This window comes from Nocardia asiatica NBRC 100129 (assembly GCF_000308415.1).
In the GTDB taxonomy this organism is placed as follows: domain Bacteria; phylum Actinomycetota; class Actinomycetes; order Mycobacteriales; family Mycobacteriaceae; genus Nocardia; species Nocardia asiatica.
Window position 1 is genome coordinate 26,342 of the sequence record NZ_BAFS01000007.1, and the last position, 17,122, is coordinate 43,463.

Below are 17,122 nucleotides of genomic sequence, written 5' to 3' on the forward strand. Positions count from 1 at the left end.
GGGCGGCCTCGGACCGACCATCGACGCTCGGCGCCGACCTTCCCACGCGCCGGGCGTCATTTCACGGTACGCCCGGTACGCAGACAGGTAGCTTGAGGAATTGATGGCTGACAACGAGGGCACGCCCACCCAGACGACCGACACCCCGCCCGTGGCGACCGTCGCCGACGCGGCCGAGTCCGCGAAGGGCGGCGCGCAGACCGACATATCGGTGACGGAGCTGCGTGAATGGCTGCGGCGCTGGGTCGCCGATGCGACCGGGCAACCGATCGAGCAGATCACCGTGGACCGGCCGATGGAGGAGTTCGGGCTCGCCTCGCGTGACGCCATCGCCCTCGGCGGGGACATCGAGGAACTGACCGGCGTGATGCTGAACGCGACGATCGTGTACCAGCATCCCACCATCGCCTCGCTGGCCGAGCGGATCGTCAACGGCGAGCCGGATGCGCCGGAGGAATCCGCGGACGACGCGTTCTACACCGCGGGTTACCGACCCGGGGAGGCGCACGACATCGCGATCGTGGGTCTGTCGACGCGACTGCCCGGCGCGGGCGATACCCCCGAGACGACCTGGGATTTCCTCATCAATCGCGGTGACGGCATCCGCGAGCGCCCCGAGGGACGCTGGTCGGAGTTCATGGCCGAGCCGCAGCTGGCCGAGGCGATCGAGCAGGCCAACACCATGGGCGGCTACCTCGATCAGGACGTCGTCAAAGGCTTCGACGCCGAATTCTTCGCCATGTCGCCGGTGGAGGTCGAGCGGGTCGATCCGCAGCAGCGCTTGGCGATGGAGCTGACCTGGGAGGCGTTGGAGCACGCCCGGATTCCGGCCAGCGATCTCAAGGGCGCGCCGGTCGGCGTGTTCATCGGCTCGTCGGGTAACGACTTCATGCTGCTGGCGGCGCTCGGGCTGGGCAGCGAGCGCGATCCGAACGTGCCGGTGTCGGCCGAGGCGTACGCGATCATGGGCAGCGTCAGTTCCATCATCCCGAACCGGGTCTCGTACTTCTTCGACTTCCGCGGCCCGTCGATGGCCGTCGACACCGCCTGCTCGTCGGCGCTGGTGGCCGTGCACGAGGCGGTGCAGGCGCTGCGTGGCGGCGAGGCCGATCTGGCGCTGGCCGGTGGCGTGAACATGCTGCTCGCGCCGATGGCCACGCTCGGTTTCGACGCCAACGGCGGCGTCGCCAAGGACGGGCACATCAAGGCGTTCTCCAGCGACGCCGACGGCATGGTCCGCTCCGAGGGCGGCGGTCTGGTGGTGCTCAAGCGCCTCGCCGACGCCGAGCGCGACGGTGACACGGTCTACGCCGTGATCAAGGGATCGGCGGTCAACAACGACGGTCGGTCCAACGGCCTGCTCGCCCCGAATCCCGACGCTCAGGCCGAGGTGCTGCGGCGCGCCTACCGCGACGCGGGCATCGCTCCGTCCGTCGTCGACTATGTCGAGGCGCACGGCACCGGCACCCTGCTCGGCGACCCGATCGAGGCGGACGCGCTGGGCCGCGTCGTCGGCCGTGGCCGCGAGGCCGACAAGCCTGCGTTGCTCGGCTCGGCCAAGACCAATTTCGGTCACCTGGAGTCCGGCGCCGGTGCCGCGAGCCTGGCGAAGGTGGTGATGTCGTTGCAGCACAACGTCATTCCGCCGAACATCGGCTACGCCGGCCCGAACCCGTACATTCCGTGGGACCAGGCGCACCTGAAGGTCGTCGACGAGCCCACCGAGTTCCCGCGCTACAGCGGCAAGGCCACCGTGGGCGTCTCCGGCTTCGGCTTCGGCGGCACCAACGCGCACCTCGTCGTGCAGGAGTACGTGCCGAGCCCCGCCGGCGCGAACCAGGCTCCGTTCTCCGAACTCGAGTCGCAGCTGGACGAGGAGGCGGTGGAGGAAACCACCGAGGCCGCTGCCGAATCCGACTCCCTGGTCGCCGTGGCCGAGGCGGCCGAAGCCGCGGCCGCCGAATGGACCGCCGAGCGCACCGAGCCGTTGCCGCAGATCCTGCCGGTATCGGGTTACCTGCCCTCGCGTCGCCGCCGGGCCGCCGCCGAGCTGGCCGATTGGCTGGAGTCCGAGGCGGGGTCGCGCACTCCGCTCGCCGATGTGGCGCGGTCGCTTGCCAAGCGCAGCCATTGGCGTTCGCGCGGTGTGGTGCTGGCCAAGACGCACGAGGAGGCGATCGCCGGGCTGCGTGCCATCGCGGCGGGCAAGCCCGGTCCGGGCGTCTTCACCGCCGACGCGCCCGCCGCCATGGGCCCGATGTGGGTGCTCGCCGGTTTCGGCGCGCAGCACCGCAAGATGGGCAAGCAGCTCTACCTGGAGAACTCGATCTTCGCCTGCGCCGTCGACGAGGTGGACGAGCTGGTCCAGGACGAGGCCGGATACTCGGTGCGCGAACTGTTCCTGGACGACAGCCAGGACTACAACGTCGGTACCTCGCAGGTCGGCATCTTCACCATCCAGATCGGTTTGGCCGCGCTGCTGCGCGCGCACGGCGCGGAACCCGAAGCGGTGGTGGGTCATTCCATGGGTGAGGTCGCGGGCGCGTACATCGCCGGTGGTCTCCCGCTCGAGGACGCGGTCCGCGTGATCTGCGCCCGTTCCCGCCTGATGGGCGAGGGCGAGCAGATGATCAGCGACGACGACGTGCGCAACATGGCGCTCATCGAGTACAGCGCCGAGGACGTGGCGAACCTGCTGCCGGACTATCCGGACGTCGAGGTCGCGGTGTACGCGGCGCCGACCAACACGGTGATCGGCGGCCCGCAGGAGCAGGTCGCGGCGATCGTCGCGCGGGTGGAGGCGGAGGGCAAGTTCGCCCGCGTGCTGCAGACCCGCGGCGCGGGCCACACGTCGCAGATGGACCCGCTGCTCGGCGAGCTGGCTGCGGAACTGGCCGGCATCGAGCCCACCAAGCTGAAGACCGGTCTGTACTCCACGGTGCACAAGGAAGAGTTCTTCCGTTCCGGCAGCGACCCGATCCACGACGAGGACTACTGGGTCAAGAACATGCGCCACAGCGTGTACTTCACCAACGCGGTGAAGCTCGCGGTGGACGCGGGCCACACCACGTTCCTGGAGCTCGCGCCGAATTCCGTCGCGTTGATGCAGGTGCTGGGCACCACCTTCGCCGCGGGCGTGCACGACGCGCAGCTCATCCCCACGCTCAAGCGCAAGGAGGACGAGTCCGCGGGCGTGATCGCCGCGCTCGCCCAGCTCTACGTGCACGGGCACAAGGTCGATCTGTTCTCGCTGCTCGGCCCGGGCGATTACGCCGATGTTCCGCGCACCACGTTCCTGCGCAAGGAGTACTGGCCGAAGGTGCAGCTGTCCGCGGGCGGCGGCAACGGCCGGATCCCCGGCGCGCACGTCGCGCTGCCGGACGGCAGGCACGTCTGGGAGGTGCAGGCGTCGTCGGTGACCGATCTCGCCGATTTGGTGAATGCCGCCGCGGCTCGAGTGCTCAGCGACGTCTCGCTCGGCGCGTCCATCCCGCACGCGCCGATCCCGGCCGCGGGCACGCTCACCACCACGCTCACCCCGCATCCGGGCGGCGCTTCGGTGCAGGTCCACGCCAAGGAGGGCAACGACTTCCGCCTGGTGTTCGACGCCGTGGTGGTTTCCGGCGCGCCGCTGCCGGCGCCCGTTGCGGCCGAGCCCGTCCCGGCGATCGCCGCGCAGACGCAAAGCGACGCCGACATCGAGGTCGTGGAGACCTTCGGTGACCGCTGGGATCCGAACGGCACGCAGACCGTCGAGGAGCGGCTGGCGCTGATCGTCGCGGAATCCATGGGTTACGCGGTCGAGGATCTCCCGATGGAGATCCCGCTGATGGAACTCGGCTTGGACTCACTGATGGCCATGCGCATCAAGAACCGGGTCGAGTACGAATTCGACATCCCGCAGCTGCAGGTGCAGGCCGTGCGCGACGCGAGCCTGCACGAGGTCGGCAAGGTGCTGCGCTACGCGATCGAGCACCGCGACGAGGTGCAGGCGATGGCCGATCAGCAGGCCGCCGACAAGGCCGCGGGCGGTACGGGTGAGCTGGCCGTCGACGCCGACTTCATCGCCAATGCCCGGGCGGCCCTGGCCGCGGGCGCCGACCCGGTCGTCGCAGGGAGTACTTCGCCGGACACCGGCGCCGTCACGACATCGGAAACCGCAGCGCCCGAGGCCGATCCGGCTCCGGCAGCGACCACCCCGAGCCCGGAGGAGGCGGCCGAGAGTCCCGCGCAACCGGTTGCCCAGGCCCCGGCCGCTCCGGCCGCGGTCTTCGGCGGCGCGCAAAAGCCCGCCGACGAGGACGACGTCCCGCCGCGCGACGCGGCCGAGCGCCTGACCTTCGCCACCTGGGCGGTGGTCACCGGACAGTCCGCCAAGGGCATCTTCAACACGCTGCCCATCCTGGACGAGGACACCGCGGAGAAGCTGGCCGCGCGCCTGACCGAGCGGGTCAAGGCCGAGGTCACCATCGACGACGTACTCGACTGCGAGACCATCGAGCAGCTCGCCGACATCGTCCGTAACCTGCAGGACAGCGGCGCGGACGTGGACGGTTTCGTCCGTCCGCTGCGGCCGCGCGCGGAGGGCTCGAACGCCGTGCCGGTGTTCGTGTTCCATCCCTCGGGCGGGAACACGCTGGTGTACGAACCGCTGCTCAAGCGGTTGCCCGCCGAGACGCCGATGTACGGCTTCGAGCGGGTCGACGGTTCGATCGAGGAACGGGCGCGCCAGTACCTGCCCGAGCTGCGCAAGATCCAGGGCGACGGTCCGTTCGTGCTGTACGGCTGGTCGCTGGGTGCGGTGCTGGCCATGCAGACCGCGCAACTGCTTCGCGCCGAGGGCGCGGACGTGCGCGTGGTCGGCCTGATCGACCTGGCCATCCCGACCCAGGGCGAGGACAACAGCCCCGAGGAGCGGATACGGCGGATCGAGCGCTACCAGACGTTCGCCCAGAAGACCTATGGCGTCGCCGGCGAACTGGACCGGGAACAGCTGGAGACGCTGGCCGCGGCATCCGACGATGAGCAGTTCAAGATGATCAGTGACCTGATCAAGATCAGTGGCACGAAGATCCCCGGCGGCGTCCTCGAACACCAGCGCACCTCGTGGATCGAGAGCCGTCAGCTCGCCAAGACCCAACCGTCGCACTATGACGGCAATGTGGTGCTGTACCTCGCCGATCGCTATCACGACGGGATGATCGAGTTGGAGCCGCGCTTTGCCGACCGACTGCCGAACGGCGGCTGGAACGAGTACATCCCGAATTTGGAGGTCGTCCATATCGCCGGCGACCACCTGCAGATCATCGACGAACCGCGGATCGGGAAGATCGGAGCCGACCTGACCGCGAAGCTCGCCGCGATCGAGGCGAAAGGGGCCAAGTGAGCACTACTGCCGAAAAACTCGCCGACCTGCGCAAGCGACTGGAGTTAGCGCAGGAGCCGGCGGGTGAAGCGGGGGTGACCAAGCGGGCGAAGAAAGGCATCCCCAGCGCCCGCGACCGGATCAACATGCTGCTCGATCCGGGCACCTTCGTGGAAATCGGTGCGCTGGTGCGCAAACCGGGTGATCCCGCCGCGCTCTACGGCGACGGTGTCGTCACCGGGCACGGCCTGGTCGAAGGCAGGCCCGTGGCCGTGTTCTCGCACGACCAGACCGTCTACGGCGGTTCGGTCGGCGAGATGTTCGGCCGCAAGGTGGCGGGGATCCTGGAGTACGCGGCCAAGGTCGGGTGCCCGGTGGTGGGCATCAACGACTCCGGCGGCGCGCGCGTGCAGGAGGCGGTGACCTCCCTGGCCTGGTACGCCGAGCTGGGGCGGCGGCAGGAGCCGCTGTCGGGCCTGGTTCCGCAGATCTCGATGATCCTCGGCAAGTGCGCAGGCGGTGCGGTCTATGCCCCGATCAACACCGACGTGGTGGTGGCGACCGAAGAGGCGTACATGTTCGTCACCGGCCCGAAGGTGATTCGCGAGGTCACCGGCGAGGACGTGAGCCTCGAGGAGCTCGGCGGCGCGCGCAGCCAGGCGGAGTACGGCAACATCCACCACGTCGCCAAGGACGAGACGGCCGCGTTCGAATGGGTGCGTGACTACCTGAGCTACCTGCCGACCAGCTGCCAGGAACTGGCGCCGATCGTGAACCCCGGCTTGGAGCCGGAGGCCACCGAGAGCGATCTGGAGCTGAACTCGATCGTCCCGGACTCCGACAACGCCGGGTACGACATGCACGAGATCCTGTTGCGCATCTTCGACGACGGCGCCTTCCACGAGGTGGGCGCGTCGGCGGGGCGCAACGTCATCACCGGATTCGCCCGGGTCGACGGGCGCAGCGTCGGCGTGGTCGCCAATCAGCCGATGGTGTACGCGGGCGCGCTGGATGCCAGGGCCTCGGACAAGGCCGCGCATTTCGTGCGCCTGTGCGACGCGTTCGAGATCCCGCTGGTGTTCGTCGTGGACACGCCCGGATTCCTGCCCGGCGTGGAACAGGAGAAGATCGGCGTCATCAAGCGTGGCGGCCGCTTCCTGTTCTCCTACGTCGAGGCCACGGTGCCGAAGGTCACCGTGGTGATCCGCAAGTCCTACGGCGGCGGTTACGCCGTGATGGGCTCCAAGCAGCTGGGCGCCGACGTGAACCTGGCCTGGCCCACCGCGCGGATCGCGGTCATGGGCGCGGAGAGCGCGGTCAGCCTGATCGGCGCCAAGCAGATCGATGCCGCGCCGGAGGAGCAGCGTGCGGCGATCCGCCAGCAGATGATCGATTTCTACAACGCCACGGTGGCGACGCCGTGGGTGGCCGCCGAGCGCGGATACATCGACGCGGTCATCGAGCCGTCGAGCACCCGGCTCGAACTTCGCCGCGCGCTACAGCTGTTGCGGGACAAGTCGCTTGCCCGTAACCCGCGCAAACACCACCTGTTGCCGCTGTAGCCGGAATGGACCACGATCGGGCCGCACCCCATGGGGCGCGGCCCGATTCGCGTCGCCGGTGCCGAACGATCAGCTGACAGTGGCCGATTCGATGACGACGTCGGAGACCGGCACGTCCTGGTGCCCGCTCGCCGAGGACGTGGCGACGCCCGCGATCTTGTCGACCACGTCGGTGCCTTCGGTCACCGCGCCGAACACGGCGTAGCCCCACCCGGCCGCGCTGGGCGCGGAATGGTTGAGGAAGTCGTTGTCGGAGACGTTGATGAAGAACTGCGCGGTGGCCGAGTGCGGGTCGTTGGTGCGGGCCATCGCGACGGTGTACTTGGTGTTCTTCAGGCCGTTGTTCGCCTCGTTCTGGATCGGGGCGTTGGTGCCCTTCTGGCGCATGCCGGGCTCGAACCCGCCGCCCTGGATCATGAAGCCGGGAATGACGCGGTGGAAGATGGTGCCGTTGTAGTGGCCCGCGTTCACGTAATCCACGAAATTGCGCACAGTGTTCGGGGCTTTCTGATCATCCAGTTCGAGGACGATCGGCCCGTAGTTGGTCGAGAGATTCACCTTGGTCATACACCCACCTTTCCATCCCTCCCCGAGCCGATACGTCATACGGGTACTTTTCCGGCGCCCGGGGGTCGGATACGGACGACCGATTTCGTGTGCACATGGGTAACTCGCCGGGAACGCCCAGAACAGCGGTGGCAGCATGACGCAGGACCTGTACGGGAATCCCGCGATGCCCGACTAGCACGGCCTAAAGACCCGGAGACGCGAGGGAGCCAGATAGCATTGCCAACCGTGCCCGACGCCGCTACCGCTGTTCTAACGAAACCACCCGCTGCCCCGGTGGTGACCCCGAATTATTTCCGGACCGCCCGCATCATCGCACTGGTCGCCGGGGTGCTCGGCGCGCTGTTCGCGCTGGCGACGCCGTTCCTGCCGGTCACACAGACCACCGCGGTGCTGAACTGGCCGCAGGGCGGGACGCTCGGCAACGTGCAGGCGCCGCTGATGTCGCAGGTCCCCATCGAGCTGGCGGCGACGATCCCGTGCGAAACGATCGCCCAGCTACCCGAACGGGGCGGCATGCTGCTGGCCACCGCGCCGCCGCAGGGCGACCGGGCCGCGCTCGAGGCGATGTTCGTGCGGGTGTCGGAGACCTCGGTGGACGTGATCGACCGCAACGCGGTGGTGGTTTCCGCCGACCGGAGCCGCATGGGCGAGTGCGCGTCGCTGAGCATCAGCTCGGACAGCGAACGCACCTACGGCGTGTTCAACGGCCTCACCAAGCAGGTCCAGCGGCCGGTCGAGGGCGCGGCGCCCGGGGCGACCAAGCTGGTCACCGTGCCGGTGGAAGGGCAGCTGAGCGGCGATCTGCGGCCCCAGGTGGTCGGCGTGTTCTCCGATCTCAAGGGCGCGGCGCCCGCAGGGCTGTCGTTCGACATGACCGTGGACACCCGCTTCTCCTCCAGCCCCACCGCGATCAAGTTGATCGCGATGATCGCGGCGGCGCTGTGCACCCTGATCGCGCTGGCGGCGCTGGCCCGGCTCGACGGCAGTGACGGGCGCGGGCACCGCCGGTTCCTCCCGGCGAACTGGCTGAAGCCGACCTGGGCGGACGGCGCGGTGGTCGGCACGCTGCTGCTGTGGCACTTCGCGGGCGCGAACACCTCCGACGACGGCTACATCCTCAGCATGGTGCGGGTCGCCCCGCACGCGGGCTACATGGCCAACTACTTCCGCTGGTACGGCGTGCCGGAAGCGCCGTTCGGCTGGTACTACTACGTGATCCAGGTCTTCTCGGAGATCTCCACGGCCAGTCCCTGGGTGCGGTTGCCCGCGCTGGCCTGCGCGATCCTGTGCTGGCTGGTGATCAGCCGTGAGGTCGTGCCCCGCCTCGGCCGGGGCGTGCGCACCAGCAAAGTAGCGCTGTGGACCGGTGGACTGGTGTTCCTGGCGTTCTGGCTGCCGTTCGACAACGGCCTGCGCTCGGAGCCGATCGTCGCGCTCGGCGCGCTGCTGACCTGGGTCTCGATCGAGCGGGCCATCGCGACCGGTCGCCTGTTGCCCGCCGCGGTGGCCGTCCTGGTGGCGGCCTTCACGCTGGCGGCCGCGCCGACCGGACTGATGTGTGTGGCGGCGCTGCTGGCCGGTATCCGTCCGATGGTGCGCATCGTGGTGCGCAAGCACCGGCAGTTCGCGGCGCTGGGCGCCGGACGCTGGGGCTCGACGCTGCCGCTGCTCGCGCCGATCGCCGCGGCCGGCGTTCTCGTGCTGACCGTGGTCTACAGCGACCAGACCTTCGCGGGCATCCAGGAGGCCAACCGGGTGCGTCAGGTGACCGGGCCGAACCTGGCCTGGTACGAGGACTACCTGCGCTACTACTACCTGTTCGTGGAGACCGTCGACGGCTCGCTGTCGCGCCGTTTCGCCTTCCTGGTGATGCTGCTGTGCCTGTTCACCACCATGCTGGTGCTGCTGCGGCGCAGGCAGGTCCCCGGCATCGCCAGCGGGCCGACCTGGCGGCTGATGGGCGTGGTCTTCGGGACGATCTTCTTCATGATGTTCAACCCGACCAAGTGGACCCACCACTTCGGCGCGTACGCGGGCATCGCGGGCTCGCTGGCGGCGGTCACCGCGGTCGCGGTCTCGGCCAGCGCGCTACGGGCCCGCAAGAACCGGGCGATCTTCCTGGCCGGTTTGCTGTTCGTGCTCGCGGTCGCGTTCTCCGGCATCAACGGCTACTGGTATGTGTCCAGCTTCGGTGTGCCGTGGTTCGACAAGCGGATCTCGTTGCAGGGCTACCAGTCGAACACGATCATGCTGCTGCTGTTCGGCCTCGCCTTGGCGCTGGTGGGTTGGTACGCGCTGCGCGAGGACTACACCAAGCCGCAGCCGTCGGCGAAGACGGCGCGCGGCAGGCGGATCCGCCGGTTCGCGGCGATCCCGCTGACCGTGGTCGCCGCGCTGATGGTCGCGCTCGAAGTGCTCTCGCTGGTCAAGGGGGCGGTGTCGCAGTACCCGGCGTACTCGCTGGCCCGGTCCAACATCGACGCGCTCGGCGGCAGCACCTGCGGCCTGGCCAACGACGTGCTGGTGGAGCCGGACCCGAACGGCGGCAGGCTGGAGCCGATCATCGATCCGGCGCAGCCGCCGGCCGATCCGCTCGCCGGCGTCGACGCGGTCGGCTTCGACCCGAACGGCGTGCCCGACGATCTGTCCGCCGACAGCGTCGAGGTCAAGCCGGGCACCGGCAACACCTCCACCCAGTCGGTCGGCGCGGCGTTCGCGGAAGGCCAGAGCGCGGGCACCGGCGGCGGACAGGGCGCACTCGGCGTCAACGGCTCCACCGTCGCCTTGCCGTTCGGCCTCGACCCGGCGACCACGCCGATCCTCGGCAGCTATCAGAACGGCGTGCAGCAGCCGGCCAACGTCACCTCGAGCTGGTACCAGCTGCCCGCCCGTTCGGCGGACAAGCCGCTGGTGGTTATCTCGGCCGCCGGACGCATCCTTTCCTTCGACGACACCGGCGCGATGAAGTACGGCCAGTCGCTCACCGTGGACTACGGCAAGCGCCTGCCCGACGGCAGCGTGCAGAAGCTCGGCACATATCTGCCGCGCGACATCGGCCCGTTCCCGTCCTGGCGCAATCTGCGGGTGCCGCTGGACGAGATCGCTCCCGACGCCGACGCGGTGCGCATCGTCGCCAACGACCCGATCCTGATCGGGGACCAGTGGCTGGCCTTCACGCCGCCGCGCATGCCGAAGTTGCAGACGCTCAACGGTCTGCTGGGCTCCCAGCAGCCGATTCTGCTGGACTGGGCGGTTGGTCTGCAGTTCCCGTGCCAGCGGCCGTTCGACCACGAGAACGGCGTGGCGGAGGTGCCCGGCTACCGCATCCTGCCGGACCGTCCGCTCGCGATCAGTTCGACCAACACCTGGCAGGCGGAGGAATTCGGCGGTCCGCTCGGTTTCGCGCAGATGCTGGCGAAGTCGGTCACGGTGCCCACCTACCTGAAGGACGACTGGGCGCGCGACTGGGGCTCGCTGGAACGCTACGACCAGTACGACCGCAACGCGGTACCGGCGAAGCTGGACACCGGCACGGCCACTCGTTCCGGCTTCTGGTCACCGGGCAACCTGCGGGTGTTCTGATCGAGGAGACCAGCTGAAATCGAACCGCCGCGCGGGATACCCATCTTGCGCGGCGATTCTGACAGGGGTGTCGTTGCGGCGTAGCTCCGGTCGTCACGAGCACTCCGGCGTCATATACACACCTAAGTGTGTATATTTGGCATATGACTCGGCTCAATGTGTATGTCCCCGATGAACTGGCTGAGCGAGCACGTGAGCGAGGGCTCAATGTCTCCGCGCTGACTCAGGCCGCGATTCTCGCGGAACTCGAAAAGACCGCGACCTCAGCGTGGCTTGCCGAACTCGGCGACGATCGAGCCCACGTGCCGCACGAGGCGGTCATGGCCGCTATCGATACCGCGCGAGAAGCGTTCGGCCGTTGAACGATACCGAGCAGATCGTTCTCGATGCGAGCGCCATGGTCGACATCCTCGTGCACAACGACCGCACGGCCGCGGTGAGTACCAGGATCACGACGACTGTCATGCATGTCCCTGCCCACTTCGACGCCGAGGTGCTCTCCGCTCTGGGGCGCCTGAATCGGGCGGGACAGCTGACCGATAGCGACGTCGAGACCGCGCTCAGCCGCCTCGCCCGAGCGCCGCTTACCCGCCACCCGCTGCTGAACCTGACCAAGGGTGCTTGGGCTCGGCGAGCCGCGATCAGGCTGACCGACGCTCTCTATGTCGAACTCGCCGAACAGCTGGATATGCCGCTGGTCACCACCGACGGGCGCTTGGCTCGCGCATCGTCGCGGGCCGAGGACATCCGCGCTGCGGCTGAGGTGCGCGAATAGTCGTGGCTGATACCCGACGCTGACCGTGGACGTGCCGATACCGGTCGACGTCGCTTTCGCCGAGTTGGCTACGGGATAGGTACCCGAACGCAGGGCCGCCGCGCAGACCAGTCCTGCGCGGCGGCCCTGCCGTATTTCGCCGGTGTGCTGCCGGGGCGCTCAGACCTTCAGGCGAAGACCGAGCTCGCGCCGGAGCACCTCTTGCGAAGGGAGGCGGCCGAGTACGCGCAGCACCGCAGGCCGCAGCTCCCGCTGTTCCTCTTCGCTGAGCAGTCCGACAAGATCGCGCAGATCCATATCATCGAATGCCGTTGTCATGGCAATCAGATTAAGGCCGGCAACCGAATTCGTCCTGCGATGTTTAGCCACTGGTGGGAGCACATTTTCAGACCGGACAACCGGTTTACTGCCCGGCGTCGTCGTAGCGCGCCCGCGCGGCGATCACATCGTCCATGCGCGCCTCCGCCCACGCTTTCACGGCGCTCATGACCGGTTGCAAGCTGTGCCCGAGCGGGGTGAGTTCGTAGTCGACGCGGACGGGGACTTCGGCGGTGATCCGCCGCTCCACCAAGCCGTCGCGCTCCAGTCCGCGCAGCGTCTGAGTGAGCATCTTGGGGCTCACACCCGCGATGACCCGATTCAGCTCGGCGTAGCGCAGCGGCCCTTCGGCGAGCGCGGCCAGGACGAGACTCACCCATTTGTCGCTGATCCGATCCAGCAACTGCCGCGTCGGGCACTCGGCGAGGTACGCGTCGTACTGCTGTTTGGCCAGGTCGCGGCGCTGTGCCGCGGTTTGCGTCGCCATCGGAGTACCTCACTGCCTCTTACGCACTTGCAGGTAACTACTACCCAACAGATAGTACCGACTCCTAGGTTGGGCGACAGCCGATAGGAAGGAACGTCATGCGCGCAGTAGTGGTCCGCCGACCGGGTGTAGTGGAGATCGCGGAAGTGCCGGTACCGCAGCCGGGGCCGTACGCGATCCGCGTCGCGGTCGCGGCGGCGACGGTGAACCCGGTGGATCTGATGGTGCGCGCGGGCGTCGGCGGTACGCCGTTCGCCGCGCCGCGCGACCAGTGGGGTGTCGGCTGGGACGTCGCGGGCACGGTGGACGCGGTCGGCGCGGGCGTCACCGGATTCACGGTCGGACAGGCCGTGATCGGCATCAGCGACCGGCTCGACGTATCGCTCGGCGCCCAGGCGGACTACGTGGTGCTCGACGCCGGAAACGTCGCACCCGCACCGGTGTCCGTCGCGCCGGTGCCGGCGGCCACCATTCCGCTCAACGGCCTCACCGCGCTTCAGGCGCTCGACGCGCTGGAACTCGCGTCCACCGACTCGCTGCTGGTCACCGGCGCGGCGGGCGGCGTCGGCGGCTTCGCCGTCGAACTCGCGGCGGCGCGCGGACTACGGGTGATCGCCGCCGCCTCACCCGGCGACGAGGACGCGGTGCGCGCGCTCGGCGCAACGGATTTCGTTCCGCGCCGAGCGTCGCTCCCGGATGCGGTACGCGCCCTGATCCCCGGCGGCGTGGACGCCGCGCTGGACGCGGCCGCACTCGGTCCCGCGACGCTCGCCGCGGTACGCGGCGGCGGGCGTTTCGTGTCCATCAGCGTCCCGAACACACCGATCCCGCTGCGCGGCATCGACGTACGCACGGTCCTGGTCCGCGCCGACCGCGCTCAGCTCGACCAACTCGTCGCGCACGTCGACGCGGGTCGCCTCACCCTCCGCGTCGCCGAAACCCTTCCCTTCGCCTCCGTCGAAGCCGCCCACGAGCGCCTGGCCGCAGGCGGCCTGCGTGGCCGCCTTGTCCTCGTCCCTTAGGCCCGCGCGCGGCACATCGCTGCGAGAATGCCGTGCGCCGCGCCCGGGTCAGCGGATTCGGATCGGGTCGTCGGTGGCCAGGCCGCCGGTGGTTCGGACGGTGACGTCGACGGCGGCGGGGGCGGCGTTGGGGGCGTAAGGGGTGAACTTCTCGAGGGAACCCCAGTCACGGGCCCAGTCGTGGTGCAGGTAGCTGGGGACGGTCTGGGATTTCAGCAGCAGGCCGGTCCAGCCGAGCGGGCCGCCGCCGATGTCGTCCTGCCAGGCGTTGGAGGCGTCGGAGCCGACCCGGTCGGGCAGGATGCGCCACTGCGGGATCTCCGCGACGCCGTCCTTGTGGTCGAACGGACGCTGGCAGGGGAACGCCAGGCCGACGTGCCAGTCCAGCAGCACCGGATCCTGCGCTCCGACCGCGGCATTCAGCGTCGTCAGCTTGGGCAGCCTGGGCGGCGTCACGGCCAGCCACTGCTTGGGCGTGATGTCGTTGTCGATCGCGACCAGCCGCACCGCGTTCACTTCCGCGGGCAGGCGATCCAGCGGCACCCGCAGGTTGCGCCAGGACGGCGCCGGGCCGATGTCCAGCGGATCGATCGAGCCGAGCGTGCTGACCTCGCCGTCCGCACCCCGGACGCCGTACTCCAGGTGCAGTTCCTGGCCGTAGGTGAGCACCCCGTCGGCGTCGATCGAGCGGATCCGGCCCGCCGCGGTGATCGCGAGTACCTGGTAGGCGGGGTCGTGGCGCATGCTGTCGGTCAGATCGAGCCGGTACCACTGGGTGGTCAGCTTCGCCTGCTGCTGCTCGCCCTCCTGGTAGCTGCCGAGCACCGGGGTGTTCGCCGGGTCCAAGCCGAACGGCAGCGCCACCGTGCTGCCGTTCGTGCCCGCCTGCTCGGTGGTCCCGCCTCCGGTGCCCGCGCCGGTGGTCTTGGTGGTCTTGTTCTCGGAGTCCTTGTCCACCGAGTTGGCGCCGCCGGTGACGGTCTCCTCGGCGTCGGCGGTGAGGTCGCGCGCCACTCCGTTCGGGTCGAAGCCCTTGTTCTGCGCGGCCAGTCCGTCCGCGGGCGATCCGGTGAAGGGCTGCAGCAGCGAATCGGCGGTGTCGGTCTCCACCAGCACCTCGTTCGCCAGCGCGCACGAATCACCGCGCACCGATTCCACGTTGGACTTGGTGATCGAGTAGGCGGGATACTGCGTGGCCGCGGCCTTGGCCAGCGAGGCCACCTCGAAGATCACCAGCAGCGCGGCGGCCACGGTCAGCGGCGCCGAGGCCCAGCGATCGAATCGCCGGGGCGCCCCGGCGCTCTCGCGCCGGTACGGCTCGCGGTAGTGCTGCCAGATGGCGACCAGCAACGCGACGCCGCTGAGTCCGAGGAACAGCGTGGACAACCCCTTGCCCGCGAACAGTGGCGCCTTGTCCCACCACGGGACACCGTAGCTGGACACGTACCACCAGCCGTTGGAGCCGGTGAAGGTCACGGCGAGCAGGAACAGCACCGCGGCGGCGAACAGCGCGCGGTTGCGCGGCGAGCGAATGCCGGTGGTGCCCACCGCGACCGCCGCCAGCGCGGCCAGCGATCCGGCCAGCCCGGCGTACACGCCGAAGTGGTGGGTCCACTTGGTGGGCGTGAACATCATCAGGAACAGCGATGCGAACACGATGCCGAGAATGCGCACCGAGGGGCCGCGCGAGGTGCCCGGAATCCGCCCCTTGCGCAGCACTTGCAGGACGCAGACCAGCAGGCACAGCAGCATCACCAGCACGCCGAACCGCCGCGCCAGCGAACCGTCGGGCGAGAGCATGAGCAGCGAATCCCAGCGGGTGCGCTCGTCGAACCACGCGACGTTCGGGCCGACGATCGTGCGGACCCGGGTGGCTTCCAGCACCGTGGCCAGCGTCTGGTCGGCGAAGATCACCACGAGCACCAGAGTGCCCGCGGCGAGACCCGGCGCCAGCAGCGCGGCGAACCGGAACGCCGCGGCGGCCCGGGACGGCTTGCGCTCGTGCGCGGGGGCGTTCACCGCGGCCGCGGCTTCGGCGGAACCCGCGGCGGCCGCGTCCGCGTCGGGGCCGGTGCGGGCCGGGACGAGCCCGCGCGCACGTTTGACGATGATCAGCAGCACCGGTCGCGACCCGGCGATCAGCGCCGCGATGCAGATCAGGCCGGTGGGGCCCGCCGCGAGCGAGAATGCCGCGATCAAGACCGCCGCCGCGGCGGGCAGCAGCCTTCCGGTCGCGATGGCGCGTTCGATCGAGCACCAGGTGAGCAGCGCGCCCGCCGCGATCAGCGGCTCGGGGCGCAGACCGTTGTCGTAGGGCAGCCAGAACGCGAGGAACACCAGTCCTGCCGTCCACAGCGCCACCTTGTTGCGCCGCACCCGGGCGCCCAGACGCGGCAGCACTTCCCTGCTGATCACCAGCCAGCACAGGACGCCGGCCAGCAGGGTGGGCAGCCGCATCCACAGGCTGGCGTCGGAGACCCGGGCCATCCAGGCCAGCACCTCATACGACCAGCCGAACGGCGCCTCGGGCACCGCGAACCAGCGGTAGTAGTTCGCCATGTAGCCCGCGTGCTCGGAGGCGCGCGCCATGTTCAGGATGTAGCCGTCGTCGGAGGTGTTCGCCCCGATGACGTGCCACAGCGCGATGGTGCCCAGCACCACGCCGTCGGCCGGGGTCAACCGCCACCAGTGCGCGGGCAGGAAGCGCCGCGCTCTGCGCCCGTCGGCGGTGTCCAGCAGATGCAGTGCGACCAGAGCGATCAGCGTGAACACGGCGGCGGCGAGCATGGCGGCCAGCTTCAGCGACGTCGGCGTCGAGGAGAAACGCGAGTCGATGTCCGCGTGCGCCTGCGCCCCGGCGAGCCGGCCCGCGTCCAGATCGGTGAACACGCCGACCATCTGCGGCCGGATGTCGCGGCCCACCGTGGACCGGAACGGCGTGCCGTCCTGCCTGGTCACTCCGGTGAGTTCAACGGTCGTCGCGGCCGTGTCCGACTCGATGCCGATCGTCGCGCAGGACCCGATCTCGGTCAGAGGCGCCGACAGCAGCGGGATGTCCCGCAGCACCACCGACAAGGCTCCGTCGGCGACCGCGACCACCAGCCCCTTGGTCGCCGCCTGACCGGAGGACACCGGAGCGGTGGACAGCAGCGTGCCCGCCGCGCCGAGTTCTCCCAGCAGCGAGCAGGGCAGCGTCGCGCGCAATCGCAGCGGTTCGTAGGACACCAGCGGCGCGGCGACGCTCGCCGCACCGGGTTGGGGCCAGTCCAGGCTCGCCCGGTCCTGCCGCACCGGCAGCAGCGGGGTCAGCAATGCCAGCAGGAATCCGAGAAGCCCGGAGAGGAGGGCGATCAAGCGGATTCGGGTGAACGCTCGAGTAGATCGGTCCGGTCGCACGGTGGTTGATGCTAGCTACCGTGCGGTGTGATGCCGACTGCCCCC

At 69.4% G+C, this 17,122-nt stretch carries 10 protein-coding genes; 6 read left to right on the top strand and 4 right to left on the bottom strand.

The window, feature by feature from the left end; genetic code table 11:
• Window positions 1-103: 103 nt before the first annotated feature.
• Window positions 104-5,386: a polyketide synthase Pks13 gene (gene pks13 / locus ON27_RS00940; RefSeq protein ID WP_083887307.1), complete on the top strand. Its 5,283-nt coding sequence runs from the start codon at window positions 104-106 to the stop codon at window positions 5,384-5,386.
• Entirely contained in the window at window positions 5,383-6,927 is a 1,545-nt protein-coding gene (locus tag ON27_RS00945; protein ID WP_043717890.1) for an acyl-CoA carboxylase subunit beta, read from the top strand. The genes pks13 and ON27_RS00945 overlap by 4 nt, the downstream gene beginning before the upstream one ends.
• Before the next feature lie 69 nt (window positions 6,928-6,996).
• Here ON27_RS00945 and ON27_RS00950 read toward each other — a convergent pair whose 3' ends face one another.
• A complete protein-coding gene (locus tag ON27_RS00950; RefSeq protein ID WP_043717894.1) occupies window positions 6,997-7,494 on the bottom strand; it encodes a peptidylprolyl isomerase in 498 nt (165 codons plus the stop codon).
• 228 nt (window positions 7,495-7,722) lie between these two features.
• Between ON27_RS00950 and ON27_RS00955 the strand changes: the two genes are divergently transcribed.
• The 3 genes from ON27_RS00955 to ON27_RS00965 all read left to right on the top strand — a co-directional run bounded on the left by ON27_RS00955 (window position 7,723) and on the right by ON27_RS00965 (window position 11,854).
• Entirely contained in the window at window positions 7,723-11,079 is a 3,357-nt protein-coding gene (locus tag ON27_RS00955) for an arabinosyltransferase domain-containing protein (protein WP_083887308.1), read from the top strand.
• A 143-nt stretch (window positions 11,080-11,222) separates the two neighbouring features.
• A complete protein-coding gene (locus tag ON27_RS00960; RefSeq protein WP_051046099.1) occupies window positions 11,223-11,441 on the top strand; it encodes a type II toxin-antitoxin system CcdA family antitoxin in 219 nt (72 codons plus the stop codon).
• Window positions 11,438-11,854 carry a type II toxin-antitoxin system VapC family toxin gene (locus ON27_RS00965; RefSeq protein ID WP_043717898.1) on the top strand — a complete coding sequence of 139 codons (417 nt, stop codon included), beginning with the start codon at window positions 11,438-11,440 and terminating at the stop codon, window positions 11,852-11,854. Before ON27_RS00960 ends, ON27_RS00965 begins: the two co-directional genes overlap by 4 nt.
• Window positions 11,855-12,013: 159 nt before the next feature.
• Here ON27_RS00965 and ON27_RS43805 read toward each other — a convergent pair whose 3' ends face one another.
• Together ON27_RS43805 and ON27_RS00970 are read right to left on the bottom strand one after the other, a co-directional pair.
• The gene (locus tag ON27_RS43805; protein WP_169334478.1) at window positions 12,014-12,172 is read right to left on the bottom strand and encodes a hypothetical protein; all 159 of its coding nucleotides are present in this window, start codon (window positions 12,170-12,172) and stop codon (window positions 12,014-12,016) included.
• Between the two features lie 85 nt (window positions 12,173-12,257).
• Entirely contained in the window at window positions 12,258-12,659 is a 402-nt protein-coding gene (locus ON27_RS00970; RefSeq protein ID WP_043717900.1) for a winged helix-turn-helix transcriptional regulator, read from the bottom strand.
• A 98-nt stretch (window positions 12,660-12,757) separates the two neighbouring features.
• Between ON27_RS00970 and ON27_RS00975 the strand changes: the two genes are divergently transcribed.
• The gene (locus ON27_RS00975; RefSeq protein ID WP_043717902.1) at window positions 12,758-13,681 is read left to right on the top strand and encodes an NADP-dependent oxidoreductase; all 924 of its coding nucleotides are present in this window, start codon (window positions 12,758-12,760) and stop codon (window positions 13,679-13,681) included.
• Window positions 13,682-13,729: 48 nt separating this feature from the next.
• Here ON27_RS00975 and ON27_RS00980 read toward each other — a convergent pair whose 3' ends face one another.
• Entirely contained in the window at window positions 13,730-17,077 is a 3,348-nt protein-coding gene (locus ON27_RS00980; protein WP_043717906.1) for an arabinosyltransferase domain-containing protein, read from the bottom strand.
• Window positions 17,078-17,122 lie beyond the last annotated feature (45 nt).

Coding starts and splice junctions, on each gene's coding strand:
- pks13 (WP_083887307.1), top strand. CDS start 104: ATGGCTGACAACGAGGGCACGCCCACCCAGACGACCGACACCCCGCCC.
- ON27_RS00950 (WP_043717894.1), bottom strand. CDS start 7,494: ATGACCAAGGTGAATCTCTCGACCAACTACGGGCCGATCGTCCTCGAA.
- ON27_RS00960 (WP_051046099.1), top strand. CDS start 11,223: ATGACTCGGCTCAATGTGTATGTCCCCGATGAACTGGCTGAGCGAGCA.
- ON27_RS43805 (WP_169334478.1), bottom strand. CDS start 12,172: ATGACAACGGCATTCGATGATATGGATCTGCGCGATCTTGTCGGACTG.
- ON27_RS00970 (WP_043717900.1), bottom strand. CDS start 12,659: ATGGCGACGCAAACCGCGGCACAGCGCCGCGACCTGGCCAAACAGCAG.
- ON27_RS00975 (WP_043717902.1), top strand. CDS start 12,758: ATGCGCGCAGTAGTGGTCCGCCGACCGGGTGTAGTGGAGATCGCGGAA.